General features: G+C 65.7%; 18 protein-coding genes. 10 read left to right on the forward strand and 8 right to left on the reverse strand.

Features of this window, described 5'->3' with window-relative positions; translation table 11 throughout:
* Positions 1 to 3: 3 nt before the first annotated feature.
* The 8 genes from CSQ95_RS03620 (at position 4) to CSQ95_RS03655 (ending at position 6,075) form a co-directional block, all read left to right on the forward strand.
* Complete coding sequence (locus CSQ95_RS03620; RefSeq protein WP_099408587.1) at positions 4 to 1,017, forward strand: RimK family alpha-L-glutamate ligase; 1,014 nt, start codon at positions 4 to 6, stop codon at positions 1,015 to 1,017.
* Positions 999 to 1,877 (forward strand): hypothetical protein, encoded by an 879-nt coding sequence (locus tag CSQ95_RS03625; protein WP_099408512.1) that lies wholly within the window; start codon positions 999 to 1,001, stop codon positions 1,875 to 1,877. Before CSQ95_RS03620 ends, CSQ95_RS03625 begins: the two co-directional genes overlap by 19 nt.
* Positions 1,871 to 2,380 carry a MauE/DoxX family redox-associated membrane protein gene (locus CSQ95_RS03630; protein WP_099408513.1) on the forward strand — a complete coding sequence of 170 codons (510 nt, stop codon included), beginning with the start codon at positions 1,871 to 1,873 and terminating at the stop codon, positions 2,378 to 2,380. The genes CSQ95_RS03625 and CSQ95_RS03630 overlap by 7 nt, the downstream gene beginning before the upstream one ends.
* A complete protein-coding gene (locus tag CSQ95_RS03635) occupies positions 2,380 to 2,934 on the forward strand; it encodes a hypothetical protein (protein WP_099408514.1) in 555 nt (184 codons plus the stop codon). Before CSQ95_RS03630 ends, CSQ95_RS03635 begins: the two co-directional genes overlap by 1 nt.
* Entirely contained in the window at positions 2,931 to 4,703 is a 1,773-nt protein-coding gene (locus CSQ95_RS03640; protein WP_099408515.1) for an ABC transporter ATP-binding protein, read from the forward strand. The genes CSQ95_RS03635 and CSQ95_RS03640 overlap by 4 nt, the downstream gene beginning before the upstream one ends.
* Before the next feature lie 10 nt (positions 4,704 to 4,713).
* On the forward strand, positions 4,714 to 5,115 hold the full coding sequence (locus CSQ95_RS03645) for a GFA family protein (protein ID WP_099408588.1): 402 nt from the start codon (positions 4,714 to 4,716) through the stop codon (positions 5,113 to 5,115).
* A 192-nt stretch (positions 5,116 to 5,307) separates the two neighbouring features.
* On the forward strand, positions 5,308 to 5,646 hold the full coding sequence (locus tag CSQ95_RS03650; protein WP_099408516.1) for a hypothetical protein: 339 nt from the start codon (positions 5,308 to 5,310) through the stop codon (positions 5,644 to 5,646).
* 180 nt (positions 5,647 to 5,826) lie between these two features.
* Positions 5,827 to 6,075: a DUF3297 family protein gene (locus CSQ95_RS03655; RefSeq protein ID WP_010398340.1), complete on the forward strand. Its 249-nt coding sequence runs from the start codon at positions 5,827 to 5,829 to the stop codon at positions 6,073 to 6,075.
* Between the two features lie 65 nt (positions 6,076 to 6,140).
* Here CSQ95_RS03655 and CSQ95_RS03660 read toward each other — a convergent pair whose 3' ends face one another.
* From CSQ95_RS03660 to CSQ95_RS03690, 7 genes are all read right to left on the reverse strand, one after another.
* Entirely contained in the window at positions 6,141 to 7,013 is an 873-nt protein-coding gene (locus CSQ95_RS03660) for a DNA-binding domain-containing protein (RefSeq protein ID WP_099408517.1), read from the reverse strand.
* On the reverse strand, positions 7,003 to 7,947 hold the full coding sequence (locus tag CSQ95_RS03665) for a DUF692 domain-containing protein (protein ID WP_099408518.1): 945 nt from the start codon (positions 7,945 to 7,947) through the stop codon (positions 7,003 to 7,005). Before CSQ95_RS03665 ends, CSQ95_RS03660 begins: the two co-directional genes overlap by 11 nt.
* A complete protein-coding gene (locus CSQ95_RS03670) occupies positions 7,947 to 9,971 on the reverse strand; it encodes a ferritin-like domain-containing protein (RefSeq protein WP_099408519.1) in 2,025 nt (674 codons plus the stop codon). Before CSQ95_RS03670 ends, CSQ95_RS03665 begins: the two co-directional genes overlap by 1 nt.
* A 281-nt stretch (positions 9,972 to 10,252) precedes the next feature.
* On the reverse strand, positions 10,253 to 10,900 hold the full coding sequence (locus CSQ95_RS03675; protein WP_099408520.1) for a hypothetical protein: 648 nt from the start codon (positions 10,898 to 10,900) through the stop codon (positions 10,253 to 10,255).
* Complete coding sequence (locus tag CSQ95_RS03680) at positions 10,897 to 11,751, reverse strand: hypothetical protein (protein ID WP_218963568.1); 855 nt, start codon at positions 11,749 to 11,751, stop codon at positions 10,897 to 10,899. Before CSQ95_RS03680 ends, CSQ95_RS03675 begins: the two co-directional genes overlap by 4 nt.
* 81 nt (positions 11,752 to 11,832) lie before the next feature.
* Complete coding sequence (locus tag CSQ95_RS03685) at positions 11,833 to 12,651, reverse strand: glutaminyl-peptide cyclotransferase (protein WP_099408521.1); 819 nt, start codon at positions 12,649 to 12,651, stop codon at positions 11,833 to 11,835.
* Positions 12,652 to 12,677: 26 nt separating this feature from the next.
* Positions 12,678 to 13,586: a LysR family transcriptional regulator gene (locus CSQ95_RS03690; protein WP_099408522.1), complete on the reverse strand. Its 909-nt coding sequence runs from the start codon at positions 13,584 to 13,586 to the stop codon at positions 12,678 to 12,680.
* 103 nt (positions 13,587 to 13,689) lie between these two features.
* Between CSQ95_RS03690 and CSQ95_RS03695 the strand changes: the two genes are divergently transcribed.
* Positions 13,690 to 14,148: a CidA/LrgA family protein gene (locus CSQ95_RS03695; RefSeq protein ID WP_099408523.1), complete on the forward strand. Its 459-nt coding sequence runs from the start codon at positions 13,690 to 13,692 to the stop codon at positions 14,146 to 14,148.
* On the forward strand, positions 14,145 to 14,834 hold the full coding sequence (locus tag CSQ95_RS03700) for an LrgB family protein (protein ID WP_099408524.1): 690 nt from the start codon (positions 14,145 to 14,147) through the stop codon (positions 14,832 to 14,834). Before CSQ95_RS03695 ends, CSQ95_RS03700 begins: the two co-directional genes overlap by 4 nt.
* On the opposite strand, the gene CSQ95_RS03705 is transcribed toward CSQ95_RS03700, so the two are convergent.
* A complete protein-coding gene (locus tag CSQ95_RS03705) occupies positions 14,831 to 15,514 on the reverse strand; it encodes a TetR/AcrR family transcriptional regulator (RefSeq protein ID WP_099408525.1) in 684 nt (227 codons plus the stop codon). The genes CSQ95_RS03700 and CSQ95_RS03705 overlap by 4 nt on opposite strands.
* Positions 15,515 to 15,595 lie beyond the last annotated feature (81 nt).

Below are 15,595 nucleotides of genomic sequence, written 5' to 3' on the forward strand. Positions count from 1 at the left end.
GACATGCATAAAAAGGTTTTGATTATCAGCCATAGCGGCGACCTGCACGCCGACCTGGTGGCATCGATCCTCGCCGACCGCGGCCATGCCCCCTTCCGTATCGATCTCGACGCCTTTCCCCGCGATTACCAGCTGTGCCAGCGCATGCTGGGCGGCCAGGCCAGTGCGCGGATGCGCCGCCTGCCCGACGGCGACTGGCTGGACCTGCGCCAGGTGGGCGCCGTCTGGCTGCGCAAGGCGGCCGACTACGCCTATGCCAGCGCCGACCTGACGCCGCAGGAACGCGCCTATGCCCGGCTGGAAACGGAACAAGCCATCTTCAGCGTGCTGTACACGCTCGATTGCTACTGGCTCAGCCATCCGCTGGCCCTGCGCGGCGCCCAATGGAAAGGCGAGCAGCTGGCACGGGCCGCGCGCATGGGCTTTCGCGTGCCCGCCACCGTGATCAGCAACGTGCCCGACGACGTGCGCGCTTTCCGCGCCGCCGTCGGCGGACCCATCATTTTCAAGAGCATGTCCACGCCCACCCTGGCGGCCGAAACGGTCGAGGATGCAGACAGGGTCAGCGGCGGCATAGGCACCACCGTCGTCGCCGATGCCATGCTCGACAGCCTGGACGCCGTCAGCGAACTGAGCTGCCAGTTCCAGGAATATATCGCCAAGCAATATGAACTACGGATCACCGTGATCGGCAAGCAGCTGTTTGCCGCCCGCCTGTATTCGCAGGACGATGCGCGCACGGCCATCGATTCGCGCGACATGTCGGCCCCCATCCGCTACGAAGCGGCGACCTTGCCGGACGACATACACGAGCGCTGCCTCGCTTTCGTGCACAGCTATGGCCTCGAGTACGGCGCGCTGGACCTGATCGTCACGCCCGAGGGTGAGTATGTTTTCCTGGAAAACAATCCTGTTGGTCAATTTTTATATGTGCAACAACTGGTGCCCGCCTTGCCCCTGCTGGAAAGCGTCGCCGATATCCTGATCGAAGGAGCGCTATGCCACAGCCAGACCTGACCCTGCTGCCTTCGCAGCTGCGCGCACTGGAGCAGGCGCGCGACAGCCGCGCCATCGTCCTGGCCGCCTCACACCTGGACATGGAACTGCTGCCCGCCCTCTACGAACTGTGCCAGGGCATCGGCCCTGTGGCGCGCCTCGACGTGGTGCTGCACGGACGGGGCGGCATCGTCAACGCGGCGCGCCGCATTGCCCTGCTGCTGCGCCAGCATGCGCGCCACCTGAGTTTTATCGTGCCCTTCCACTGCCAGTCGGCCGCCACCCTGCTGGCCCTGGGCGCCGATGAAATCATCGCCGGCGACCTGGCCCTGTTCTCGCCCATCGACCCGCAGCTCGACGGCGTCGACGGCGGCGCCATTTCCAGCCTCGACATCAAGGTCTTCGGCGACATGGCGCAGCAGTGGTTCGGCGTCGATGCCGGCGAAGCGCGCCAGCAATCCTTGTCCCTGCTGTGCGGCAGCATCTTTCCCCCGTCCCTGACGGCCTTTTACCGCACCACGCTGGAACTGGCGCAAATCGGCGAGGAATTGCTGGCCTGGCAATTGCCCGATGCCACGCAAGAGGCGCGGCGTGCCATCGTCGCGCAATTGGTGACCGGATACCACTCGCATAACTATGCCTTGACGCGCGAAGAGCTGGCCCAGCTGGGCTTGAACATGGCGCGCGATGCCCAGGCTGAACGGCTGGGCTGGGCCATCTCGACCCAGTTGCAGGCGCACATAGGCGGCGCCCTGCGCAGCGCCCCCGACGAACCGTGGAACGATGCGCTGCTGGCCTCGCGCGACGGCGTGCAGCTGCGGCGCCAGCGTCCGGGCGGCTTCGCACCGCTGTGGACCACGCAAACGGGGGCAGCATGCTGACGGCATTACTGTCTGATATTGCGCGCTGCTGCATCGCCTTGCTGCTGCTGGCGGCCAGCGTGGGCAAGCTGCGCAGCTACGGGGAATTTCGCGGTAACCTGACCGACTCGTTCGGCCTGCCGTCCGCCGCCGCTGCCTGGGCCGCGCCAGCCCTGGTGGCGGCGGAACTGCTGCTGGCCGGCTGGCTGCTGGCCGGCGGCGCCCGGCTGCCGATGCTGCTGTCGTTATTGCTATTGAGCACCCTCACCGGCGTGCTGGTTTACCGCTACTTCACGCACAGCGTGGTGCGCTGCAGTTGCTTCGGCGAAGCGGCGCGGCCCGTCTCGCAGTACGACTTGCTGCGCAACGCGCTGGCGGTGGGCATCAACGGCAGCTACTTTGCGCTGGCGCAAGATGCGGCCTTGCCCGTCGCCACCACTGTATTGGCGGCCGGCTTGGCGGCCATCGCCTGCGTGGCCATCATTTCCCTGCACGACATCGCCACCCTGGCAAAGGCCGGCTGATGGATGCCGCGACCTTGCAACTGGTGCTGGCGGCACTGGCGTTTGCCATCGCCGGCAATCTCTGGCTGACCCTGGCCGTGCTGCGCGCCAGCCGCCGCGAAAGGCTGGCGCCCACGGCGCTGGAGCCGGGCGAGCCCCTGCCTGCCGTGCCAGCCCGCCCGCTGGCTGGCGGCGCGCGTTTCCAGCCGGGCACCCCCGGCCAGGCGGCCGTGCTGCTGTTCCTCGCCAGCCGCTGTCCGAAATGTGCGGATAAGCTGGCCGGCATCGAACGGCTGCTGCCGTTGGCGCGCAATGCGGGCCTGGCCGTGTGGCTGGTCAGCGAAGAACCGGCCCGCCGGCTGCGCGCCTTCCTGCCCGGCGACGCCTTGCGTGCGGCGGCGGCGCGCGTCAGTTTGCGCGACTACCGGCGCGTCAATCCCCAAATGAGCTCGCCGTCCTATGTCTTTGTCAATCACCAGGGACGCGTGGAAGCGGCCGGCCTGATCGGCGACGCAGACTGGCTGGCCCTCGTCGGACAATTGAACGCCGAACCGTCACAGGAGCGCGCCGCATGAGCAATATCAACTTCGGCCCGCATTTTGAACGCCTGCGCCTGCTGTACCCCGTGCGCTGGCGCATCGCCGCAGGCCTGCTGTGCATGGCCCTTACCGTGGGCGCCCAGCTGGCCTTTCCGCAAGCCATCGCCTATTTCATCGACAACGTGACCGCCCTCACCCGGCACGGCGTCACGCCGGGCATGGTCGCCGCCATGCTGGCCTTCAGCGTGCTGTATGCGCTGGCCTCGGCCGCGCGCTTCTACCTGCTGCAATCGAGCGGCCACATGGTTGTCATGGGCGTGCGCCGGCGCCTGTTCGACGTGGTGATCAACCAGCCCATCGCCTTCTTCGACAAGCACCATGGTGGCGAGCTGAACAGCCGGCTCACGTCCGACGTGTCGGCCCTGCATGAAAGCCTGACCATCGGCGCGGCCAACGCCCTGCGTTCGCTGTGCGTGTTTTTGGGCGGCATCGCCATGCTGCTGCAGCTGTCGCCCATGCTGAGCCTGCCGCTGGCCTTGTTCATTCCCATCAGCCTGTATCTCGGCAAGTTATCCGGCAGTAATTACCGGCAGCGCGCGCGAGCCATTTCGGCCACCCTGGCCGCCAGCGGCAAGGTGGCGCAGGAATATTTTGCCCATGCGCGCCTGGTGCAGGCGTTCAACCAGCAAGGCGGCGCCATGGCCCGTTACGCGCAAGCCATGCGGGAGCTGCTGGAGGTGTCGCTGGCCGGCACGCGGCTGCTGGCCGTGTTCCAGGGCGCGCAGGGGCTGCTCGCTTTTGTTGCCCTGCTGACCACGCTGTGCTTCGGCGCCCACCTGATCGGCCAGGGCCGCTTGAGCGTGGGCGAGCTGACGGCCTTTGTCATCTATGCCAGCATGGTGACGGACACGGCCGGCTCCATCAGCGAATTCTGGAACACCTGGATGCGCACCATGGGCTCGACCGACCGCATCTTCGAGATCCTGCGCAGCCACCGTCCCGTGACCGAGGCGCCGCCGCAGCCGCCGCTGGCGGGCCACATCGCGCTGCGCGATGTGCGTTTTGCGTATCCCGAACGCGTACAGGTCTCGGCGCTCGATGGCGTCAGCCTGTCCATCCGCGCGGGCGAAAAGATCGCCCTCGTCGGCGCCTCGGGCGCGGGCAAGTCCACCATCGCCAGCCTGGTGCTGGGCCACTACAAGATTGATGCGGGCAGCCTGCAATTCGACGGCATCGACGCGCAGGTGCTGGGCGTGACGCAGTTGCGGCGCCAGATGGCCGTGGTGGAGCAGGAGCCGGCCCTGTTTTCCGGCAGCATCGCGGACAATATCGCCTTTGCCGTGCCGGACCGGGTCGTGGCGCGCGAAGCGATGGTGGCGGCGGCGCGCCTGGCCCATGCCCACGATTTTATCGCGGCCTTTCCGGACGGCTACGACACCGTGGTGGGCGAACGGGGCGTGCAATTATCGGGCGGACAGAAGCAGCGCATCGCGATTGCCCGCGCCATCCTGCGCGCGCCGAAAATCCTGATTCTGGACGAAGCCACCAGCGCGCTCGACGCGGCCAGCGAACAGCTGGTGCAGCGCGCCCTCGATGCGCTGATGCAAGGACGCACCACCATCATCATCGCCCACCGCTTTTCCACCATCGTCAAGGCCGATCGCATCATCGTCATGGACAAGGGCCGGATTTGCCAGCAAGGCACGCACGCCGAGCTGCTGCGCGCGGGCGGCCAGTATGCGCGGCTGATGCAGCAGCAGCTGTCGCAATTCCAGCAGTTGCATGACAGTACGGCCACCCTGTAGAGTGGGCCAGATGAAAAAAACCTACCATGGCAGCTGCCACTGCGGCGCCGTGCGCTTCGCGGCCGAGATCGACCTGGCGGCCCCCAGCCTGCGCTGCAACTGTTCCTATTGCCTGAAGATCCGCTGCTGGGCCAGCCAGGTGCCGCCCGCCGACTTCCAGTTGCTGGCCGGGGAAGGCGACTTGAGCGTATACCGCTTCGGCGCCGGCCGCGAACGCCACTATTTTTGCCGCCACTGCGGCGTACGGCCGTTTGGCTACGGCGATTCGCCCCGCAGCGGCCCGTTTGTCGGCATCGGCGTGAACTGCCTCGACGATGCGGCGGCGGCCGAGCTGGCCCGGGTGCCCGTCACCTTTGTCGATGGCTGGCATTACGACTGGGACAGGCCGCCGCAGGAAACGCGGCACTTGTAAACAATGCAAATGTAGAAATGGTTGTCTGCGACCACAGAGTTTTCCTACGTGGCGACAGGAAGTGTCCCTATGGTGAAGCCAGCGACAGGCCGGGAGAATGGCCTCAACGGTGCAAGGCAGCACCGGATGTCAGGCAGGAACATCCGTGACGGGATGACCACCCATAGCGTATCAACCATAGAGGAAACGACCATGACTTCGAACAGCAACGACAAAACCGGTAGCCAATCGAACAAGCAGCAATCGGGCAGCCAGCAGTCGGACAAGCAATCGGGCAGCCGCCAGTCGTCCGGCGGTACCCAGGGCGGGACGCACGAGCAGCATGTGGAAGCGGGCCGCCAAAGCCACAAGAATGACGCCGACAAGCAATCGGGCTCGCAAGGTTCGCAGCAGTCGGGCCAGCAATCGGGCCAGGGCAAGAGTGGCAGCGGCAGCCAGCAATCGGGTTCCGGCTCCGGCATGCGCGGCGGCACGCATGAGCAGCACGTGGAAGCGGGACGTCAAAGCCACAAGAATGACGACAAATCCTGATTCCCGGGCAGTGTGATTGCCGGCAAGTCAGCCGGTCATCCGTAGCAGCATGGACCGGTGCGGCATGGCCGTGCCGCTCCATGGGTGTGCTACGGCCGCCCCGCGATTTTGCCCCCCGCCACACAGACGGCGTGCGAAAGGCCGTTGTCTGGATCGGCATTCTGGGCGATAATTACGCCCATGAACGATACCACTACCTTACCCCCATTGCCCGATCGCCTGTCGATCGACCCGAGCAGCCCTTACCACGTTGCAGCCGTGTTCGAGAACGACGTCGGCATCCGCTTCAACGACAAGGAACGTCTTGACGTGGAAGAATATTGCATCAGCGAACGCTGGATCAAGGTCGCTTCCACCAAGTCCCTCGACCGCCGCGGCCGTCCGCTGCAGATCAAGCTGAAGGGCAAAGTCGAAGCTTTTTACCGCTAAGCAACACCTGCAGTTGTCATCGAGGCCGATTTTCATCGGCCTTTTTTGCGTCCGCCGCTTTCCGCTCAGGCAGCGCTGGTGACCAGCCCGGCCGCGGCCGCCATGGGCAGCCACAGCATGGCGTCGGCCAGCACCTCGTCCGGCGCCCTGCCGCTGGACCGTGCCGCCTGCTGCGCGCACTGCGCCAGCGGCGCGCCCCCGGCCAGCGCCTGCAGGCAGTCAAATTGCCACGGCTGCAGCTCCTGCATAACGATCCGGTAATGCATGCGCGAAATGGCCACAAAGGCGGGACTGGCCTGCGGTTGGGCCGGAATGGCGTCGTCCGGCGCGGCCTGTGCCTGTTGCCAGAATGCACACAAGGGAAATGACAGGGCCAGCAGCCGCGTGCACGGCGTCAGGCGCCAGGCCGGCGCATTTCCCAAAAGCAAGTCCAGACCGGAAGGCAGGACGGGCTGCGCCAGTTTTTCCAGCCCCGGCGCCCTGCCCGCCTCGCTGCGCGCCCGCTCCAGCCGCGCCAGTTCGACGGGAAAGCGCAAGACGTCCCCGTGCGCGCCGGCGGCACCCTGGCTGGCGGCGAGAAAATCGGCAAAGCCGCCGCCCAGGTCGTACAAGGTCGGGGAAGCGGACGGGTGGCGCCAGACATAGGCGCGGGCAAAGAAGGCGAACAGCTCGTCGCCCATGACCTTGCGCAAGACAGGATAGTCGGCCTGCAGGCATTCGAGCAGACGCTGCACGTAGCCGTCCGCATGGATGTGCAGCGGCGCCGGCCCGCCCCGCGCCCGCTTCAACACTTGCTCCTGCGTCAAACCGTGGCGCTCGCTGGCCAACTGCGCGCCGCGCACCGCACCGCCCGGCGCCGTCATGGCCGTCAGGAACCACGCCTGCAATTGCGCCAGCGGTGCGTCCGCGCGCGCGTCGCCGTCGGCGCTACGGGGCATGGGCGGCCTCCAGGTGAAAGCCCAGCGGCGCCGAGACGGCGGCCAGGCTCGCCGTGGCCGTGGCCGTGGCTGGTACGGCATCGGAAAACTCTCCCCGCCCGGCCGCGCGCGCCTTGTCGAGTTCGGCCAGCAGCTGCGGGTAAGCCGGAATGTCCGCATCCCATTCCAGCAGGGCCGACACGCCCCCCGTCAACTGCTGCGCCAGCGCGTACAGGCGCCAGACGGCGGCCGGCACGGGTGCGTCGTGCGTGTCGATCAGCATGGCGCCGCAGACGGTGGGCCCGGCCAGGTGGATTTGCACGATGTGCTCATGCGGCAACTGGCGGATGTAGGCAGCCGCGTCATAGCCGTGGTTATGCGCGCTGACGTGGACATTATTAACGTCGAGCAAGAGTCCGCAGCCCGTGTCCTCCGCCAGGCGGCCCAGGAATTCCCATTCCGGCATGCTGGAATGGGCAAACTCCACGTAGGTGCTGGGGTTTTCCAGGATCAGGGGCCGGCCCAGGAATTCCTGCACCTGGCGCACGCGCGCGCCCACGTGGCGCAGGCTGGCCTCGTCCAGCGGCAAGGGCAGCAAGTCGTGGCTGTTGAGCGAGGCGGCGCCCGTCCAGCACAGGTGGTCGGAAATCCACGCGGGGCGGATCTCGGCGGCCAGCTGGCGCAGCTTGCGCAGGTAAGCCAGGCTCAGGGGGTCGCTGCTGCCGATTGACAGCGACACGCCATGCATGACGATGGGCACCTGCGCCGCCACCTGCTCCAGCACGTGGCGCGCATAGCCGTGGTTGTCGATGAAATTCTCGCTGATGATCTCGAACCAGTCCACCTGCGGCCCGTGTTCCAGAATGTGCGCGTAATGGGGCGGGCGCAGCCCCACGCCCAGGCCCAGGTTCGGCAGGCCCAGGCGCGGCCCCGCCTCGTGCAGGATGCCCCGCATCAGGTCGACGGCGGCAAGGCCAGGCGCAGGTCGGTGGGCGCCGGCGGCGCGCCCACCGGCGTGCCGCGCGCGGCCATCACCTTGCCGTAGGCTTCCCATGCCTTGTCGTAGACATTGTCGCCGAGCGCAAAACTCATGCTCTGGCCCAGCGGAATGCTGCGGTGCTCGGGCGCGGGACCGAAATCGTACAAGGTCATGGTGGCGGGTTCGGGCGGGTCCTTCTTCGTGGTGTTCGGATACAGCTGCGAGGCCGAAATCGGCACGGCGCAGCCGCCGAAGCCGCCGCATTTGTTGTCGCTGGGCGCGCTGTAGACTTTATCGTCCTGCGGCGGCGGTGGCGGCACGTAGCACTCGCTGCCAGGCGCCGCGGCAGCCTTGACCGAATGGCCGCAGGACGAGCCGCCCGTGTCGGCCTGGGCAAAGCCGCAGCCGCCCTGGGCATGGCAGCCGTTGGAGCCGCGGCACGTATGGTAGACGGCCAGCGCGGCGCAGGTGGACGACGCTTCGCCCTCCAGATGCATGCCCTGGCAGGCGTGGTACAGCACGCCTTTCTCGGCCAGCGGCACGCCCGTCGCCAGGTTCGGCGCCTGGCCCAGCACGGCCCAGCAGATGGCCATGCGGTCGCCCGCGCCCACCATCGACGGATACGGGAATTCGAGTTTCTGGTTCAGCCAGTACTTGTCCAGCACGGAAGTGATGCCATAGATGGCGCCCGTGGCCACCGTGCTCAGCATTTGCAGGGTGCCGCCGGCGTCCTTCAAGCGGTTCAGCGCGCCCGCCACGGCAGCCGGCGCGGGGATGTTCTTCGGCGCGGTGGCCGGGTTGTAGCGCTCGTTCGTCAGCATGGCTTCGCTCCAGCGCCCGCCTTCCTTGTGCCAGCCGGCCCAGGTCTTGACGGGCAGCATGGCCTTGACCTGACCGAAACGCTCATAGTGATCGAACGGGGCGCTGTCGTGGCGCGCGGCCGCATCGCGCGATTCGGCGTCCTTGCCATTGTTCGCGTACGACGGGTAATCGCACTTCAAGGCGGCCAGGTCTTCGCGGTAGTCGGGCTGCACGGCCATCAGGCGCTGCCCTGCGTCACGGCGGTAGCGCTGGATGGCCGTGGCACTGCCCTCGCCCTGGTCCGTGATGGCCGCCATCATGTCGATGGCCTTGTTGAACGAGCCCCTCTGGCCGCCATCCTGGTCCTGCGGGCCGAAGCAGGTGTCGAACTTGGGAAACTCGGCCCGCGCATGGCCCTGCACCTGGCTGTTGAACATGTCCTGCTGCACCGAGCCGTTGACGAACAGCTTGTGCCACAAGGTCTGGCCATCCGTGTATTCGATGCTGATATAGCGCGCGTAGCACTCATACATGTAGCCGATGGTACCGAACAGGGGCAGATCATGCACGTGCTTGCCCGGCGTCCAGCCCACGAACGGTACCTCGGGGAAATATTTGGTGTGGTTGTGCTCGTCAAACTTCGCCAGCTGGGCGCGCGCCTGCTGTTCCGGCTGCTCGATGGCGAGGAACAGGTCACACTGGTTATCGTTCAGCTCTTCCAGGTTGACGCGCACGTGGCGGTAGCCGGCCGTGTCCTGCAAGTCGACGATGTGCGGGATCACCGTGCAATCCTTGCCGTAGCAGGTCCAGCCGTGGTCCTGCGACTGCAGCTCCGAGCCCGTGAAGCATGGCGCCGTGCCGATGGCCGTGGCCAGGTTGGCCGCCATCTGCAGGTGCAGCATTTCCTGGATGAAGACGCTGAAAATGATATTGAAAGCCTTCTGCTCCTTCAGTTCGGGCCGCGCCGTGGTGCCCATGCCCGGCCACTGGCGGCCTTCGTAGTAGGTGATGCCTTTCGAGTTGATCTGGTGCGTGCCCTGGATCGAATACATGGTGGCCATGTACAGGGGAATGGTGAACAGTTCCACGCTGACGGCTGCCTGGGCGATGGCGCGCACTGCCGCCGTATCGGTGGCCAGCATGTCGAGCGGACGGTTGCTGATGGCGGCCTGGGTGCTTCCTAAAACGGGCATTTTCATTCTGTCTCTCCACAGGAACGATGCGTTTCGGATATCGGGCCGGGCCGCACCATCTGCGTGCGCTGCTCACGGCACGGAAATCATACGCCTGAGAAAGATATTTTTGCGGCAAGATTTATGTGCTGGCCGCGGTATTGATCTGCGTCAATTCAGCCGGGTTTTCAGCGCATAAATAAGCGTTTTACGCCGCCATTCGATGACAATTGAATAGAATCGGCGAAACGCGCGCGTGTATAAGCGCCGCACCGTCCAAGGCCGACGCGTCGCTTGCATGATGATAGTCAGGCACTTGGCGGCGGCTGGAAGGCGCAAAAGCCGGGCCACTGGTCGCGGCTGTCGCACACTTTCAGGCAGCCTTGATTGCCCTTGAACGTGGCGACGACCTTGATGGGAAAGCCATACAGTGGCGTGGTGGCCAGGAAGGCGGACGGGCAGCTTTGCTCATTGCTGAAGCGGAAAGTGATTTCTTCGCGGCGGCCCTTGCGCGCAAAGCTCAGCATGAAGGTTTCATTGCTGTTCCACTGCGCCTTGCCCGGCACGCGGAAACGATAGCGCGGACTGCCCGGCTGCTGGCCCCCGAGTTTTTGGCCGAACACGCGGCTGCTGGCCGTGGCCGTTTCCACCTTGGCGATCGGATAAGGCACGGCAAACATGTACGTGCCCGCGAAACCCTGGTCGAAGCCCAGGCCCTTCTGGTAGAACGGCACGACAATATGCGGCGCACCCGCGTATTCCACGCTGTTGCGCGCTGTCATGCGCGACGTCAGCTTGTCGTCGGGCGCTTGCCCGAAGACGACGTCCACTTCCACCAGGGCCTGGCTCTTGTCGATGTCTTGCGCCAGATAATCCCTGGGGGCGATCTCGCTGTGCACGCAGCCGGCCAGCAGGGCTGCGGCGAGGCAGCCGGCGATGAATTGAGGGTAGCTCATGGCTGTTTTCCTTCCGGCGGCGCGGAACTGAGGCCCAAGCCCGTCACTTGCCAGCCGCCCTTGCCTTGTTTCCATTGAAATTGCTGGCCGAACCAGGCCAGTTCCAGCTCGCGCCGGATGCGGTTTGAATCCGTGCGGCCCTGGCGCGCCTTGATGGCGACGCCCGCCTGCGCGGAGGCGGCCTCCGACAAGGGTTTCAGCCACCGTTGATACGTGTCCGGCGGCAAGGCCAGCACGCCGGCCACGCCGTCGTCGCGCGTGGCGACGATGATTCCCACCTTCGTCAGCGCATTCGTCAGATACGCGCCGCGCCGCCCGTCGGGCGAGACGGAGACCAGCATGGCGGACGCGTAATCGCCGGTGACGCCGCCAGCCACGTCAAACCACAGCAGCTCGCCCGAGCCCGTATCGAGCGCGCGGCCGTCGCGGGCAAACAGCAGCACTTCGGGACGGCCCGGCTGCGGCACGCCCCATTCGGGGTCGCGCTCCGTGCGCACCATGCTGTCGCGCTGCAGGGGACTGATGGGGCGCATCAGCGGTTCACCATTCTGCACGCCGATGAGGATGGTGCCCTGGCCCGTGTAGCCCTTGGTAAAGGCCAGCAGCATGGGCTGGCCCTCGCGCGTCGCTTTTATCGGACGCACCTCCACCACTTCGCGCGCGCCGCCGGGCCAGTAGCCGTGCTTGCGGAAAGTCAAGGTAACGAGCGGGGCGTGGCGGTCACGCGTGACGACAAAGTCGCCGTATTGCTGCATCACCGGCACGTATGATGTTTGCGCCTGCGCGGCGGGCACGATGGCGGCGGCCAACGCGGCGGCGGCCGCCAGGCGGTGTAAAGAAAAGAACAGCATGGCATCCTGTAAAGGTCGCACTGGGCGAAGGAACGCCATCATAAACGATTCATCGCCAGCAATACTGTCCAATAGCCAACATCAACGGCGCCGGATTTCGATCAGCTCGATTTCGAACAGCTTGGGCCACAGTTTGCCCGTGACAAACAGGCGCTTGCCGCGCCCATCCCAGGCGATGCCGTTGAGCACGGCATCGGGATTGGCCGTGCCCCGCTGCTCGGGCGGCAGCAAGCCCGTCAGGTCGATCCAGCCCATAACTTTACCGCTGGCCGGGTCGATGCGGGCGATCACGTCCGCGCCCCACACATTGGCGAACAATTGCCCGTCGACCATTTCCAGCTCGTTCAGCCGGTCGATGGGCCGCCCTTCGGCTTTCACTTCGAAGCGGCGCACTTCCTTCAGGGTTTTCGGATTGAGCACGCGGATGGCGGCCGTGCCGTCGCTCATGTAGACGAACTGGTTGTCGCTGGCCAGCCCCCAGCCTTCGCCTTGATAGCTGAATTTGCGTTTCAATTTGAAGGTTTTCAAGTCGAAGACATAGCCGGTCTGCGAAATCCAGGTCAGGCCCAGGAGCTCATCGCCCACGTCCGTGATGCCTTCGCCAAACACATTCTTGTCGAGCATGCTTTTTTGCAGCACCTTGCCCGTCGTCAATTCCACCTTGCGCAAGGAGGACTGGCCGTTCTGGCCCGTGCTTTCATACAAATGGCCATCCTTGAACAGCAAGCCTTGCGTGAACGCCTGGGGGTCGTGCGGATAGGTGTTCTTGACGAAATAACCATACACGGGCAAGGCGGCCTGGGCGTAGCCCATTTCACTCATCAGGCCCACGGTGCATAACAATCCCAGCAGCAATGAGCCGGCCGTGCGTTTAAGTCTGGTATTGACGTTGATGTTCATCGGGTCGGGCGGAAGTTGGCGAGCGCCTATTGTAAACGTGCCGCGTCCGCCATGCGCGCCCTGACGAGCTCCAGCCAGGCGCGCGCCGCGAACGACAGCCGCCCGCCCCGGCGCCAGGCCAGCATCAAATTCCACTCCACGGGCGGGCCGGCCAGGGGGATGACGTCAAATTGCGCGGCATCAAGCGTGTCGCAATACATCTTCGGCAGCAGGCAGATGCCCACGCCCAGCCGCACCAGCGAGGCAATGAAATCCCACTGGCCGCTGCGGCCCGTGATGCGCGGCGCGAAACCGGCCCGCTGGCAGGCATCCTGCACGATGTCGTTCAGGGCAAACGCGGCGCCATAGAAGATGAAGGGGCTGTCGGCCAGCTCGGCCAGCGCGACCGAGGCGCGGCCCTGCCACGGCGAGCCGGGCGCGGCCAGCAGGCACAGCGGCGAGCGCACGAGGGGCAAGGCTTCGAAATCCTGCCAGGTGGCCGCGTTGCCCGGATAGTCGAGCATGGTGCCCAGTTCCACCGTGCCGGTGCGCAAGTCGCGCTCGATCGCCTGCGTGCCGCTTTCGTACATCTTCAGTTCGATGCCAGGATAGCGCTGGTGGTATTCGGCCAGCCATGGCGCCAGGGTGGAGTGCGTCTGCGGCGACACGCCGACCCGCAGTTCTCCCCGCTCAAGGTGTTGCAGGTCACGCAATTCCACCTTCAGTTCCGCGTGCAGGGCCAGCAGCTCATGCGCGCGCGACAGCACCACCTTGCCCGCGTCCGTCAGGGTAAAACGCTTGCCGGCCCGGTCCAGCAAGGCCAGGTCCAGCGACTGTTCCAATTGCTGGACCATCTTGCTGACGGTGGGCTGCGTCACATGCAGCCTGGCGGCCGCGCGCGTAAAACTGGCTTGCTCGACCACTTCGACGAAGTAGCGCAGGGAGCGGATATCCATGATGCATTCCAATATCGAATGATAATCATGAGTTTAAGTCATTTTATCTTTTGATGTGGGCTCACTACAATGAAACCTTCCTCCTGCCGTTTGAAAGCCCACCGTGAAAGCCGTCCCTTGTTCCACCACCGCCCCACTCTCCATCCCTGCCTGGCGCCAGCCCGCGCAGACCGTGTGGCAAGTGGGCATCCTGATTGCCGCCTGGTGGCTGGCCGACGCAGCCGCGGCCGCCCTGCACTTGCCGTTTTCCGGCGGCGTCGTGGGCCTGTTCGTGCTGGTGGCCCTGCTGCTGGCGGGCTGGGTGCGCCCCGCCGCCATCGAACTGGGCGCGAACTGGCTGCTGGCCAATATGCTGCTGTTCTTCATACCGCTGGTGGTGTCAGTGGTGCAATTTACGCAACTGTTGAAGTCGCAAGGTCTGATGCTGTTCGTAAATATTGGCCTGGGCTTTGCCTGCGTGATGCTGGCGACGGCGCTGACGGTGGAATGGGTGTGCCGCCATGAACGCAAGTTGCGTCTGAATAAGCTGCTGCGCCAGCGCGCCGCGAGGGCGCCAGCATGAGTACCCTGCTGCTGTCGCTGCTGTTCCTGCTGCTGACCCTGGTGCTGTTCTACGCCAACCAGGCCGTGCACCGCCGCCACCCGCACTTCTTGCTGACGCCCGCCATCTGCACTTCGGCGATATTGATCGTCATCGTGCAGGCCACGTCGACGCCGTTCGCCACGTACTTCGGCGAGACGCGCTGGCTGCCGTGGCTGCTGGGCCCGGCCACCATCGCGTTTGCGCTACCCATCTTCCAGGAGCGCAAGCTGATCCGCAAGCACTGGCTGGCCCTGTCGCTGGGCAGCTGCGCCGGCATCGTCGCGTCCGTGGCCGCCACCCTGCTGCTGGACCGGGTATTTGGCGTGCACGGCGACATGGCGCGCAGTCTGCTGGCGCGTTCCGTGTCCACGCCGTTCGCGCTGGAAGCGTCGCGCCACATGGGCGGCTCGGCCCAGCTGACGGGCATCTTCGTGGTGATGACGGGTTTGTTCGGCTTGATGCTGGGCAAACCGTTATTAAAACTGCTGCCCTTGCGCATGCGCATCGCCCGTGGCGCCCCCTACGGCGCGGCCGCGCACGGCTTTGGCTTGTCCGTGGCGCGCCGCGTGGGCACGGAAGAAGGCGCCGTGGCCAGCCTGACGATGATCTTTTCCGGCGTCGTGACGGTGCTGCTGGCGCCGCTGCTGGGGCATATGCTGGGCTAGCGGCCCGCTTGCAGCGCCTGCATGCCATGCACGATCAGGTCGATGCCCGCCAAAAAATCCGCGCGGTCGTCGTGCGCGCGCAGCTGGCCCGCCACCTTGCGGGCAAACGGGAACGCCTGCGCGTCGAGGCGTGACCAGGCGCCCGCCAGGGTGTCGAGGAAATGCGCGCGTTCCAGGCCCTGTTCCCGGGCGATGACGGCATTGGCCGCATTCTGCCCGCTCACGCCCAACAGATAATTGAGCAAGGCGCAAGCCGCCATCCACTGCCGGTCCTGCGGCACGCCCAGCGCATCGACCTGCCGGCCCAGGCGTTCCAGGATGCGCACGGTGGGCAGCTGGCCCGGCGCGCGCGACAGGGCCGAGCCCAGCCACGGATGCGCATCCATCGCCTCGAACATGGCCAGCGCCACGGCGCGGATGCCCGCCTGCGGCGTATCGCCAGGCGGGGCGGCCTGCATGGCGCGGGCGACGATGGCGTCGCTGGCGGCCGTGAACAGGTCGTCCTTGTCGGCCACGTGCCAGTAGATGGCGCCCGCTCCCGTCGCCAGGCGTGCGGCCAGGGCGCGGAAGGTCAGGCCGCCCTCGCCCGCCGTGTCGAGCAGGGCAATGGCGGCGTCGATGATGGTGTCGCGCGTCAGCGAGTCGGCGCGTCGTGATGGGGTCGCTACGGTATGGGGCATCGCTTATCTTGACACAGATGGTGGCTTGCCGCAAAATTCTTCTGGAACTCCGTTCCACTACTATTTTGAACACCACTTGAA

This window comes from Janthinobacterium sp. BJB304 (genome assembly GCF_002735765.1).
Classification (GTDB): Bacteria; Pseudomonadota; Gammaproteobacteria; order Burkholderiales; family Burkholderiaceae_D; genus Janthinobacterium.